This window comes from Pseudomonas aylmerensis, from assembly GCF_001702265.1.
Taxonomy (GTDB): domain Bacteria; phylum Pseudomonadota; class Gammaproteobacteria; order Pseudomonadales; family Pseudomonadaceae; genus Aquipseudomonas; species Aquipseudomonas aylmerensis.
In genome coordinates, this window is sequence record NZ_MAUE01000002.1 from 179,885 (window position 1) to 191,795 (window position 11,911).

The window sequence follows — 11,911 nt, forward strand, 5'->3', positions numbered from 1 at the left end:
TAGTCGATTGTTATCGGCTATTTATTGTCATATTTATAAACTATGATCGTTGATTGCTTTTAAAGCCGATTTTTATCCGTTATAAAGTCGGCTTTCACCCCATTCGGAGTCCTGAACGCCATGACCACCCTGCACAGCACACCCCGCGCCGATGGCTTCTACATGCCCGCCGAATGGGCGCCACAGACCCAGACCTGGATGATCTGGCCCGAACGCCCGGACAACTGGCGCCTGGGCGGCAAGCCAGCGCAGGCGGCGCACGTCGCGGTGGCCAAGGCCATTGCGCGCTTTGAACCGGTGACCGTGGCGGTGTCCGCCGGCCAGTACGAAAACGCCCGCGCCCGCTTGGATGTGCCGAATATCCGCGTGGTGGAAATGTCCAGTGACGATGCCTGGGTACGTGACACCGGCCCGACCTTCGTGATCAACAACAGCGGCGAAGTGCGCGGCGTGAACTGGGACTTCAACGCTTGGGGCGGTTTTGACGGCGGCCTGTATTCGCCGTGGAACCGCGACTCGCAGGTAGGCGGCAAGATCCTCGAAATCGAGCGCGCGCCGCGCTACCGCACCGAAGGCTTTGTGCTCGAAGGCGGCTCGATCCACGTCGACGGCGAAGGCACCTTGATCACCACCGAGGAGTGCCTGCTCAACCGCAATCGCAACCCGCACCTGGACCGTGGCGAGATCGAGGCGGTGCTGAGCGCCAATCTGGCTGTGGATAAGATTATCTGGTTGCCGGACGGCCTGTTCAACGACGAAACCGATGGGCATGTGGATAACTTCTGCTGCTACGTGCGCCCGGGTGAAGTGCTGCTGGCCTGGACCGACGACCCGCAGGACCCTAACTACGCGCGTTGCCATGCCGCCCTCGACGTCCTGCAAAGCAGCACTGATGCTAAGGGACGCGCGTTCACAGTGCACAAAATGCCGATCCCGGGGCCGCTGTACGCCACCGAGGAAGAATGCGCCGGCGTGGACCCGGTGGACGGTACCCAGGAGCGCAACCCGAGCGTGCGGCTGGCGGGTTCCTACGTGAACTTCCTGATCGTTAACGGCGGCATTATCGCGCCGAGCTTCGACGACCCGCTGGACAGCCAGGCCAAGGCGATCCTGCAGCAGCTGTTCCCACAGCACGAAGTGGTGATGGTGCCGGGCCGTGAACTGTTACTGGGCGGCGGCAATATCCATTGCCTGACCCAACAACAGCCAGCCCCGCACAAAAACTGAGTGCAGTTGTAACAGCATTCGAGCGATGAGCGGGCGCTAGCCGGTTTCAGCGTTTTGAGCAAGCCCGCGGCCCAGCAAGGTCGCGGGCTTTTTTGTGTCCGCATGCCTATAAACACGGGACATTGGCATAGCTCTTGTATCGGTGTTGTCACAGTGGCCCAGGGTGATGACTGCGCAGTTCTGTCATAAACCTTGAGTAAGTTAGCCGCTCACGCAGTAGGAGAGAGCGCTGAAATGAATGCCGATATCAACCTGATGTACACGCGCACCTTCCACCCTTTGCGGGTCAACGGTGACGCGATCCATGCGCTGGCGCTCTGGTTGAAGGAAAACGGTTCGCGACAGATCCGGCAGCAGCCTGACTTGCGCAGCGTGATGAGTGAACGCTACCCGGCGGGGTTGTTCAGTGAGGAAGAAGTGCACGCGCTGTGTGAATTGATCGCACCCTTGTAGGAACCGGCTCGCCGGCGGCGACGGCCTTGGGCCTGCGCTGATCTCGCCGACGCTATCGTCGGCAAGCCGGCTCCTACAGGTGGAGGGGGAATTTAGAAGCTGTAAGTGCCTGTGACCACCAGGCTGCGTGGCTCGCCTGGCTGGATCTGCGCCACGCTGGTCGCCGAGGCGTAGTAGGTTTTATCGGCGATGTTATTCAGCGCCGCGCGCAGGTCCCATTCCTTTTGACGGAACCCGGCCAATGCGTCCCAGCGACCATAACCTGGCATGACCACGGTGTTGAGGCTGTCGGCATAACGGTCGCCGACCAGGGTCAGCCCGGTTTCCGCGTACCAACCCATTTCCGGTTTCCAGGTGAGGAACAGGCTGGCATTGCGCTTGGCGACGTCGCTGACGCGCTTGCCTTCAAAGCCGTTGTTGTCCTTCACGACCGTAGCGTCCTGCAAGCCGATGCCGCCGCGCACCGACCAGTTGCCGACAATCTTGCCAGTGGCGGTCAGCTCCACGCCACGCGAGCGCTGCAGGCCGCTGAGCAAGGTGATGGTGCGGTCCAGCGGGTCGCTGGTGCGGCGGTTGTAGAGTTCCAGTTCGTACACGGCGAGGGTGGTGCTGAGGCGGTCGTCGAGCCAGTCGCTCTTGACCCCGATTTCCTTCTGCTTGGTCAGTTCGGGGCTCAGGTCGTTGACGCTGCCGGCGGCGTTCGGGGTGATGCCGATCACGCCGCCCCCCGCCGGGGAAAAGGTTTTGCTCCACGAGGCGTAGAACGAGTGATGTTCCAGCGGCGTCCAGACCACACCGAAGCGCGGGCTGGTGCTGTGGCTTTCGACCGCTTGCCGGGTGTTGAGCAGCTTGTTCTTGGTGTCCACTTCAAATCGGTCGTAGCGCAGGCCAGCGAGCAATTGCCACTGATCATTCAGGCGCAGTTGGTCCTGTACGTATACGGCGCGGCTGTCGACTTCAGTGTGATTGTTGCTCGACACGCTCATCCGCCCGGTGTGGCTCAGGTGGCGATTCGGCTGGTTGAGGTCCAGGCTCGGCACGGCCTGCCCGCCACGGTTGACGGCTGTCGCGGTGTACAGCTTGGGATCGCGACGCTGGCTGCCCAGCTCAAGGCCGCTGAGCAGGCGATGCTCCAGGCCAAAGGTGCTGAAGCCACCTTCGAGCTCAAGGTTGTTGAAGATATTCAGGGTGGTCAGGTCCTGCTGCCAGCGCTGGCGTGTGACGCTGTTAGTCGCAGGCGCGTAGGCGGTCTGGTAAGTGTTGTCGAAATCGCTGTCGAGCTTGAATACGCCCAACGTCTGGCGCAGTTGCCAATTGTCATTGAGTTCGTAGGCCAGCTTGGAGCGCAGCGACTGGGTCTTGTCGTCGATGTAGTCGCGGCTGTCAAAGTAGGTGGTGCCGCGGCTCACATCCGCCGGGCGGCCGTTGACGCCGGGGATGCCGCGGTCCGGCGTGCGGTTGTAGCGGCTGTATTCGTATTGCACCAGCCAGTTCAGGTCCGGGGTCAGTTGCCAGCTCATGGACGGTGCGAACAACTGGCGATTGCCGCTGACGCCATCGCGAAAGCTGTTGTTGTCCTGGTTGCCCATGTTCAGGCGCAGGCTGAGGGTGTCGCTGGGGTCGGCGCTGAGATCGGCATACAGGCTGCGCAAATCATTGCTGCCGCCCTGGGCCTCGATGCTCGAGGCGTGGCCGGCGATGGGCAGTTTGCTCACGCGGTTGACGATCCCTCCCTGACCGCCTCGCCCGTAAAGTACGGCTGCTGGCCCCTTGAGCACTTCGATGCGCTCGATGTTATGCAGGTCGCGCACGTATTGGCTGTCGTCGCGAATGCCATCCAGATAGAAGTCATTGCTCGCGTCGAAACCACGGATGCGCAAACTGTCGAAACGTGTGTCGGCGCCGCTGCTCACGTTGGGGATGCCGCTCAACGCCTGGCCGAGGTCATTGGTGCCGTAGGCGCGCAGGGTTTCGGTCTTTACCGAGTCGATCGCCTGGGGCACATAACGCACCGCAGTGGCGGTGCGGGTGGCGGTGGTGGTTTCCCTGACGCGGGGATCGTCTTCGTCGGCGTCGGCGCTGATCGAGGTTTCGGGCAGGGTGGTCGCAGCACAGGCAAAACCGGCAGACAGCAGAACAGAAAGCCCAAGGGTGAGGGGCATCAGGCGTGGGGCTGGCATGGGGAAATGTATCCGAATTGTTAGGGAGGAAATTGCGCGTTAATGGTAATGCTTTGCATTTACGTGCGTTATCTATTCCCAAATGTATCGGCTTTGAAATATGTTACTAAATGTGTTTCAGAGGTCGCCAAAGGCGATTTTTTGTCGTTTCCAGAGCGGCAATAGGCCTTTGCTTAGAATTATTTCGCCTAAATACAGACGATTCACGAAATTGACACATAGTTCAACGCGCGACTAGGATTGCGCCCAACGCCTGTGGCTAACCGCCATGACTCATCCAATAAAAAAGGCCCGCGGCAGTTAAGTCGTCCGCGGGCTTTCTTTTTTCCTGGAAAAGTCGACACCAGAAAAGCGACACGGAGCCTGGTGTCACAGCGCGTACTCAACCAGTAATAAGGAATATAAGAAATGTTGAAGCAACGGATGGGTCTGATCGCTCTGGGGATTTTGAGCGCCACTCAGGCAATGGCCAACGACCAGGAGCAATCCAAGGGTTTTGTTGAAGACAGCCACCTGAACATCGCAGCACGTAACGCCTACATCAGCCGTGACTACAAGAACGGCAAGCAAGATAAAGCCGAGTGGGGCCAAGGCTTCATCGGTAAGTTGGAGTCCGGCTTCACCCAAGGCACCGTCGGTGTGGGTGTGGACGTCATCGGCCAATACGCTATCCGTCTGGACGGTGGTAAAGGTCGCGCCGGCGCGGGCGGCATCGACTTCTTCAAGCAGGGCAATGGCACCACCAACCCTGATGGCAGCAACAACCCAGGCTCGGCACCGCACGACCTGGCCAAAGGCGGCGCTGCCGTGAAGTTCCGCGTTTCCAACACGGTGCTCAAGTACGGTGATCAGTTCCCGGCCGTACCTGTACTGCAGTACGACAACTCCCGTCTGTTGTCGGAAACCTACACCGGTACGTCGATCGTTTCCAAAGAGATCGCCGGTCTGCAACTGGACGCAGGTCACTTCACCAAAGAAGCGCGCAAGAGCATGGAAGGCACCGACAGCGGTCGCCTGAAAAGCATCGACTACATCGGTGGTAGCTACAAATTCACCGAAAGCCTGTCGGCTGCGCTCTACGCTTCCGACATGCAGGACGTGCTGAAGAAGCAATACGTCAACGTCAACTACGTGCTGGCCCTGCCAGAGAAGCAGTCGCTGACCTTTGACTTCAACGGCTACAAAACCAAGTTGGACAAGAGCTTCGCCCTGGAAAACCAGAAAGACGAAGACGCTCGCGACAACAAAATCTGGAGCCTGGGCGCCACGTGGGCTGTCGGCCCGCACAGCTTCACCCTTGCTCACCAGCGCAGCACCGGCGACACCGGCTACCTGTATGGCGGCTACCGCAACGCTGGCGGCATCGGCGACGGCGGCAACACCATCCTGCTGGCAAACTCCTACTGGTCCGACTTCAACGGCAAGGACGAGCGTTCGTGGCAAGCAGCCTACGGTATCGACTTCGCTACCTTCGGCGTGCCTGGCCTGAGCTACAACGTTGCCTACGTGCGCGGTACCAACATTGACGACGGTTCCAACCGCGGCAATGGCACCGAGCGTGAAATCTTCAACCAGTTCAAATACGTCGTTCAGAGCGGCCCGGCCAAAGACCTGAGCCTGCGTGCGCGTGCGTCCTGGTTGCGTGTTTCCAGCAACGCCGACCAGTACAACGTAGGCGGTAACGAAATCCGTCTGTTCGCCGACTACCCGATCAACGTTTTCTAATTGATCTGGCGTCGCGCCTGATCCAAGGCGATAAAAAACCCCGACTGGTTCGGGGTTTTTTTATGCCTGCGCAGAATCCTCCCGGCTCTGCAGGACCTTGCGTGCAACAGACGCGTTGACGTAGTCGAGCATCAGCCTCAGGCCCTCGTAGGGTTCGATCTTCTGGTTGTCGATACACAGTTGCGCCATCTGCAGCAGCACTTGGCGTTTCTTCTTGTTGATCCGCGCGCCGGGCACGCCAAACGCGGTCTTGCGCCGCTCAGGCAAGGGCGCATCCGGCTTCAACTCCAGCGTTACCCAGATGCCCTGCATGAACTGCAGCGAGACATCGGCGATGTGCTCGATCGGCACCGGCTGCTTCAGGTTGGCGAAGACAAAATGCTCCGGCGTCAGGCGCAAGGCGACCTGCGCTGCGCGTTTGTACCGTCGCACGCCCAGCCCCAGGAATATCAGCGCGACGCTACCGACGGCGGCGCCCACGCCGATTGTCGACAACGGCGTGCCCTTCAGGCGCTCCGGGGCCAGCCAGGGGCGGGCCATTATCCACAGGGCGAACAGCACGAAGGGTATCGTCAATACCGCCATCAAGACGCCGCGCCATGCGCCGCCTTCATGCAGTGCGCGTTCGCCATCTGTCGAAACGACCAGGGTTTCCAGCAGCTGAGTGTGCACGGCGTTCTCGGCGACGGCCACCTCGAGCAGATCGCGAGACAGTTGCTCGCGCAGCGTCTGTGGCGCGCTGAAATAACCATCGATTTGCCCGTTCGCCGCGGCGGCGTCGACAGGGCGGGTGGCGGTGCGCAGCGCCTCGTCCAATGGAACCTCAAGCGCCTGCAGGCGTTCGCCATTGGACGGGTGGGAATCGGTCGGATGCGGCTGATGAATCTCCAGTGCTTCAGGCGGCAGATGCAATTCGCAACCGCTCAGCGCGGTGAGCACGGCGCGGGGCAGGTCTTCTTCTGATGCGGCGTCACATAACGCCAGCAGCGATTCCTCGACGTGGGCATGCAGCACCGACACCCGCAACAGGGCCGACGCCGCCGCGCGATTGCCGGCCACGCGCGCACCGGCGGCATCCGCCAGCAGCTCGCGCTCGCGGCTCCAATGGTTCACCGCGTGATCAAAGTGCTGCATGAAAAACACGCCGAACAGAAAGGATGGGCGCATCAGCCAGCCCTGGATCAGGTCGCTCGCCAGCAGGGTTTGCAGCAAGGCCTGCAGGCTGCGATTGACGCCGTCATAGATCGGCACAAAGCGCAGGCTGTAGTCGGTGTCTTCGCCGGCGAAGTGCGCGAGTTCATGGCCGATCACCGCGCCGATTTCGGCGCGGCTCAGCAAGCCAAGGTGCAGCAGCGGCACGTGCAGGGTGCGTCCAGTCAAGCGGGTTTGCGCCGGCAGCACACTGGCCTCGCTGGACGTCACATAAAAGCCCTGGGCCAGGCTCACGACGATATGGTCCGGCGCCAATGCACCCAGTGTGCTCGAAAGCTCATTCACCTGTCGCCACAAGGCCGGCGCCTGTTCGGGCGTCACCACGGCGCCGAAGATCTCCAGCGGCTCGGGCTTGAACATGCCCAGCATGTGCCGCAACTGCTTGAGCAACAGCCAGATCGAATACACGCAGAACGCCGCGACCACCCCCAGCACTGCCATCAGCTTGATTTCACCGCTGCCCAGCCGGCCGACATGCCACATCGCCAAACTTTCATAGCTCAAGGCGAGGGCGACCGTTGCTGCCATCGCCACCACATGGCTGACCAGCACGTAGGGCAGCAAGCGGCTGCCGAGGGTGAACGCCTGCAAGAGTTTGTCCCGCGACTGCTGCGCGCGTTGCCCGGCCCACTGGGTGCCGAGCAGCGCCGCCAGGCCAATCAAGGCCGCCAGCAGCCCGAGGCCGATCACCCACGGTGCCAACGCCCGCAGTGCACGGTTGATGTGATGGGCGGTGGGCAGTTCGGCTTCGATCTTGTCCAGCCGCGAGAGCGCCAGTTGCACGCGGATTTTTTCTTTGCCGAGGTCGACGGTCGCGGCCGGGTCTTGCGCCGCCAGCGCCTGCAGTTGCTGCTTGGCGATGCCGACATTGAGGTGATAGTCGATCACGGCGTTGCTGCTTTGGGCAGCGCGCTGGTGCTCCCAACCGCCGAGTGCGGCCAACAGCAGCGGGAAAATCACCAGTAGAAAGGTCAGCTTCAGGGCGTTCATGGGAGTCCGTTCACAACGCGTGGGCTTCGGTTATACCGAAAAATACGCCAGCGAGGATAGAGCAATACGGCGCTGTTGATCCATTACACCGCGTCACTAATGAAGTACCCAGCCCCACCTTTATCCGCTCAAGGCGCACGCCTAAATTGGCCCCACTGCCAGCCCATCACCCCGATGGCCGGCGACTGGAGCCATTGCCATGCCCTTTGTCAGCCTGCGCATCACCCGAGACGGCGTTACCCCGGAGCAAAAAGCCCAGGTCATCGCCGAGTTCACCGAAACCCTCGAACGCGTCCTGCACAAACGCCCGGACCTGACCCACATCGTCATCGAAGAAATCGACACCGATAACTGGGGCTACGCCGGCATCACCACCACTGAATACCGCAAATCCATTACCGGAGCATCATCATGAGTAAAGTCGTTATCGTTACCGGCGCTTCCCAAGGCATCGGCGCCGCCGTGGTCCAGGCCTACCGCGCCCTCGACTACCGCGTGGTCGCCACCTCGCGTTCGATCCAGCCGTCCACCGACCCGAACATCCTCACCGTCGCCGGTGACATCGGCGACTCCGCCACCGCCCAGCGCGTCATCCGCGAAGCGCTGGCAGCCTTTGGGCGCATCGACAGCCTGGTCAACAACGCCGGTATCTTCATCGCCAAGCCCTTCACCACGTACACCCAAGAGGACTACGCCAACGTGCTCGCGGTGAACCTCAACGGCTTCTTCTACATCACCCAACTCGCTATTGCCGAGATGGAAAAACGCGGCGCCGGCCACATCGTCAGCGTCACCACCAGCCTGGTCGACCATGCCGTCGACGGCGTGCCTTCGGTGCTCGCCAGCCTCACCAAGGGCGGGCTGAATTCGGCGACCAAGTCGCTGGCGATTGAATACGCCAAGCGCGGGATTCGGGTCAACGCAGTGAGCCCGGGGATCATCAAGACGCCGATGCACGCCGAGCCCACCCACGCGGCACTCGGGAAGTTGCACCCGATGGGCCATATGGGCGAAGTGAGTGACATCGCCCAGGCGATTATCTATTTGGAGCAAGCGGCATTCGTGACCGGCGAGATTCTGCATGTGGACGGCGGCCAAAGTGCCGGGCACTGAGTGCGGGTGGTTGGAGTCAATGACGCCTGCCGACTAGTCTCGATGGCGGGCACCGCTGCACAAAAACCTTCCACCCACTGTTCGGGATGAGATCAAAATCGGCAAGGCTGCGCGCGAACAGTTTTCAGGCGGGTTCGATGCTGACCCAATAGCGGGTCAGGTAGCGCACCCTTACCGGCAGGGTTTTGCTCAGGTTCTCCAGCACGGTGTCGGTGTCGTCAATGCGGAACGCGCCGGAAATGCTCAGGTCCTGGACCTGCGGCGCGCAACGCAGCACGCCTGGGCGGTAACGACCCAACTCGGTGATGAAGTCGCCGAGGCGCCAATCGTCCACGCTCAACATGCCGCGAACCCATGCCGCCGAGCCGGGAGGCAGAGGACGCGCGTTTTCAAGCGCATCGTGATCGAACGTGACCTGTTGGCCGGCCTCCAGGCGCAACGCCTGTTCTGGTTGGCGGCGCGGGCGGACTTCAACGGCGGCCTCCAGCACACCGACGTGGGTGCTGTCTTCCAATTGGCGAACGCTGAACTGGGTGCCAAGCGCCTTGATCGTGCCGTCGCCGGTGCTGACGATGAGTGGGCGCTGGGCCGGGTCCTTGGCGGTCTGCACCAGGATTTCGCCCTGGTACAGCTGGATCAGCCGCTGGTGGGCGTCGAAGCGGATATCCAGCGCCGTGCCGGTGTTCAACTCCAGTTGCGTGCCATCGTCGAGCCTCAGCGAGCGCCGTTCCCGGGTGTGGGTGCGGTGTTGTGCGAGCACCGCGCGATACGGCACCTGTTCCACCGCCAGCCACGAACAGCCACCTACCGCGAGCAGCATGCCGAGAATCTTCAACACAGCGCGACGTTGTTTCTGCGCCGCGCCCAGACCGGAAAGCGCCGCCTGGCGAGGCATCTTCGCCCACTGCTGCTGCAGCGCCTCGACCCGTGCCCACGCCGCCGCGTGTTGCGGGCTGGCCTGCAACCAGGCCTGCCAGGCGTGGGTGCGCGCCTCAACCGGCGTACCGTCATTGAGCTGCACGTACCAGGTGGCGGCGGCCTCCAGCGTCTTGAGGTCCGGCGGTGTAGCCATCAGGTTTCGACCAGCAACAGGCATTGGGTCATGGCGCGAACCAGGTGATTTTTCACCGTGGTCACCGACACCCCGAATCGCTCGCCAGCCGCTACGTAATTCAAGCCTTCCAACTGCACCGCGAGAAAAATCTCGCGTGTGCGCGTGCCCAACTCATCCAGCAGCGTGTCGATGGACACCAGCATCTCAATGATTGACAAGCGCACCTCCGGCGACACCTCCACCGGCTCCGGCCGCAGCGCCAATGCCTGCAGGTAAGCCTGCTCAATGGCCCGGCGCCGGGATTTATCGATCAGCAACGAACGCGCAATCGCACTCAGATAGCCGCGTGGCTCCCGGATGGGCGTAGTGTGGCGAGCCGTCATCACCCGTACGAACGTGTCCTGCGCCAAGTCGGACGCATCCGCAGCATTCCCCAGGCGCACCCGCAACCAGCCCTTCAGCCAACTGTTGTGTTCGCTGTACAGCTGGTGAAGTGTTGAAGGATCGAGGGTCGACATGAGCGTGCCACCGAAGTGTAAATGGTAATGGCTCTCATTATTGTGATGGCACGTTTATTAGGCAAGGCCTTTGAATGTTCTTTTAGTGCGTTCGGTACTATTAAAATGTCGGTCTTTTTAAACTTTCCGCTCGTACGTATCCGCACTTTTCCCGCGACTAAACCCGTTATCGAACGCCCTCCATGGCTCCATTTATGTCGTCAAATAAGTGACGTTTTTGCGCAAAAAATGCCGTTGGGCGGCAGATAAGACAAAGCGTTGACAGTTTGATATTCATCCAACATTATTCGCGACGGTTTTGATGGCTCTAAGCCATTAAAATGACATTAATGACGCGCGTTCGTCCCGCTGTGGTTTTTCAAGATAAAGGGATATGGCGGCTCGGATTCAAACGGTCCGGCGGCGTCGGCCAGAGTTAACTAATAAACGCTGTCACTTTATTTAGCAGGCTCGCTTCTACACGCCTGCGCTCGAGTCTTTAGGAAGAAAACTACATGGCTGTTGGACGAATTCTGGTTACGGGTGGTGCAGGTTTCATTGGTTCACATCTGGTAGATGCTTTGCTTGGCAAAGGCTACAAGATTCGCGTACTCGATAACCTGTCGACCGGCAAGGTGACGAACCTGCCCGTCGACAATGCCGACCTCGAATTGGTCGTCGGTGACGTGGCGGACAGCGCCGTCGTTGACCAAGCCATGCGCGACTGCAGCGCCGTCGTCCACCTTGCCGCAGTGGCGTCGGTGCAGGCGTCGGTAGACGATCCTGTCGCCACCCACCAAGCCAACTTCGTCGGCACCCTCAATGTCTGCCAGAGCATGCTCAAGGCCGGCGTGAAGCGCGTGGTGTTCGCCTCCAGCGCCGCGACCTATGGCAACAACGGCGAAGGCACGGCCATCACCGAAGACACCCCCAAGTCGCCACTGACCCCTTATGCCAGCGACAAGTTGGCCAGTGAGTACTACCTGGACTTCTATCGCCGCGAGCACGGCCTGGAACCGGTGATCTTCCGTTTCTTCAATATCTTCGGCCCGCGCCAGGATCCTTCCTCGCCGTACTCCGGTGTGATCAGCATCTTCACCGAACGCGCGTTGGCCCGTAAGCCGATCACGGTCTTTGGTGACGGCGAGCAGACACGCGACTTCGTCTATGTACAGGACCTGGTCAGCATCCTGGTCCAGGCCGTGGAGACCCGCAAGCCGGCCCCTGAAGCCATCAACGTCGGGCTTAACCGCGCGACCAGTCTCAATGACCTGATCGCCGAACTGGGCAAGGCCACGGGCACCCCGCTGAACGTGACGTACCAGGCGCCACGCCAAGGTGACATTCGCCATTCGCGCGCCAACAACACCCGTTTGCTGGAACGCTTTGCACTCCCGGAACCGACCTCCATCGGCCAGGGTCTGGCGCAGCTTTTGCGAAGTTTGTAACTCGCCGGTCAA

At 60.9% G+C, this 11,911-nt stretch carries 10 protein-coding genes; 6 read left to right on the forward strand and 4 right to left on the reverse strand.

Translation table 11 applies throughout. The features are described from left to right. Window positions 1–120 precede the first annotated feature (120 nt). Together aguA and BBG20_RS01605 are read left to right on the forward strand one after the other, a co-directional pair. Entirely contained in the window at window positions 121–1,227 is a 1,107-nt protein-coding gene (aguA, locus tag BBG20_RS01600) for an agmatine deiminase (RefSeq protein WP_065899628.1), read from the forward strand. 234 nt (window positions 1,228–1,461) lie between these two features. Continuing rightward, entirely contained in the window at window positions 1,462–1,680 is a 219-nt protein-coding gene (locus BBG20_RS01605; RefSeq protein WP_065899629.1) for a hypothetical protein, read from the forward strand. A gap of 92 nt (window positions 1,681–1,772) precedes the next feature. Here the strand turns inward: BBG20_RS01605 and BBG20_RS01610 are convergent, their stop codons facing one another. Next, window positions 1,773–3,860: a TonB-dependent receptor gene (locus BBG20_RS01610; RefSeq protein ID WP_065899630.1), complete on the reverse strand. Its 2,088-nt coding sequence runs from the start codon at window positions 3,858–3,860 to the stop codon at window positions 1,773–1,775. A gap of 408 nt (window positions 3,861–4,268) precedes the next feature. Between BBG20_RS01610 and BBG20_RS01615 the strand changes: the two genes are divergently transcribed. Next, window positions 4,269–5,585, forward strand: a complete 1,317-nt coding sequence (locus BBG20_RS01615) for an OprD family porin (protein ID WP_065899631.1) — start codon at window positions 4,269–4,271, stop codon at window positions 5,583–5,585. 60 nt (window positions 5,586–5,645) lie between these two features. Here the strand turns inward: BBG20_RS01615 and BBG20_RS01620 are convergent, their stop codons facing one another. Beyond that, window positions 5,646–7,787: a M48 family metallopeptidase gene (locus BBG20_RS01620; protein WP_065899632.1), complete on the reverse strand. Its 2,142-nt coding sequence runs from the start codon at window positions 7,785–7,787 to the stop codon at window positions 5,646–5,648. 199 nt (window positions 7,788–7,986) lie between these two features. On the opposite strand from BBG20_RS01620, the gene BBG20_RS01625 reads away from it, so the two are divergent. After that, window positions 7,987–8,202: a tautomerase family protein gene (locus tag BBG20_RS01625; protein WP_065899633.1), complete on the forward strand. Its 216-nt coding sequence runs from the start codon at window positions 7,987–7,989 to the stop codon at window positions 8,200–8,202. Continuing rightward, entirely contained in the window at window positions 8,199–8,900 is a 702-nt protein-coding gene (locus BBG20_RS01630) for an SDR family NAD(P)-dependent oxidoreductase (protein WP_065899634.1), read from the forward strand. Before BBG20_RS01625 ends, BBG20_RS01630 begins: the two co-directional genes overlap by 4 nt. A gap of 124 nt (window positions 8,901–9,024) precedes the next feature. Here BBG20_RS01630 and BBG20_RS01635 read toward each other — a convergent pair whose 3' ends face one another. Together BBG20_RS01635 and BBG20_RS01640 are read right to left on the reverse strand one after the other, a co-directional pair. After that, window positions 9,025–9,972, reverse strand: a complete 948-nt coding sequence (locus BBG20_RS01635) for a FecR domain-containing protein (protein WP_065899635.1) — start codon at window positions 9,970–9,972, stop codon at window positions 9,025–9,027. Continuing rightward, complete coding sequence (locus BBG20_RS01640; RefSeq protein WP_065899638.1) at window positions 9,972–10,472, reverse strand: sigma-70 family RNA polymerase sigma factor; 501 nt, start codon at window positions 10,470–10,472, stop codon at window positions 9,972–9,974. Before BBG20_RS01640 ends, BBG20_RS01635 begins: the two co-directional genes overlap by 1 nt. Window positions 10,473–10,966: 494 nt before the next feature. Here BBG20_RS01640 and BBG20_RS01645 point away from each other — a divergent pair, with 494 nt between their 5' ends. Continuing rightward, window positions 10,967–11,899 carry an NAD-dependent epimerase/dehydratase family protein gene (locus BBG20_RS01645; RefSeq protein ID WP_065899641.1) on the forward strand — a complete coding sequence of 311 codons (933 nt, stop codon included), beginning with the start codon at window positions 10,967–10,969 and terminating at the stop codon, window positions 11,897–11,899. Window positions 11,900–11,911 lie beyond the last annotated feature (12 nt).

Excerpts from the sequence above, each read along its gene's own strand:
- BBG20_RS01645 (WP_065899641.1), top strand. The coding sequence starts at position 10,967 with ATGGCTGTTGGACGAATTCTGGTTACGGGTGGTGCAGGTTTCATTGGT.
- BBG20_RS01615 (WP_065899631.1), top strand. The coding sequence starts at position 4,269 with ATGTTGAAGCAACGGATGGGTCTGATCGCTCTGGGGATTTTGAGCGCC.
- BBG20_RS01635 (WP_065899635.1), bottom strand. The coding sequence starts at position 9,972 with ATGGCTACACCGCCGGACCTCAAGACGCTGGAGGCCGCCGCCACCTGG.
- BBG20_RS01640 (WP_065899638.1), bottom strand. The coding sequence starts at position 10,472 with ATGTCGACCCTCGATCCTTCAACACTTCACCAGCTGTACAGCGAACAC.
- BBG20_RS01630 (WP_065899634.1), top strand. The coding sequence starts at position 8,199 with ATGAGTAAAGTCGTTATCGTTACCGGCGCTTCCCAAGGCATCGGCGCC.
- BBG20_RS01620 (WP_065899632.1), bottom strand. The coding sequence starts at position 7,787 with ATGAACGCCCTGAAGCTGACCTTTCTACTGGTGATTTTCCCGCTGCTG.
- aguA (WP_065899628.1), top strand. The coding sequence starts at position 121 with ATGACCACCCTGCACAGCACACCCCGCGCCGATGGCTTCTACATGCCC.
- BBG20_RS01605 (WP_065899629.1), top strand. The coding sequence starts at position 1,462 with ATGAATGCCGATATCAACCTGATGTACACGCGCACCTTCCACCCTTTG.
- BBG20_RS01610 (WP_065899630.1), bottom strand. The coding sequence starts at position 3,860 with ATGCCAGCCCCACGCCTGATGCCCCTCACCCTTGGGCTTTCTGTTCTG.
- BBG20_RS01625 (WP_065899633.1), top strand. The coding sequence starts at position 7,987 with ATGCCCTTTGTCAGCCTGCGCATCACCCGAGACGGCGTTACCCCGGAG.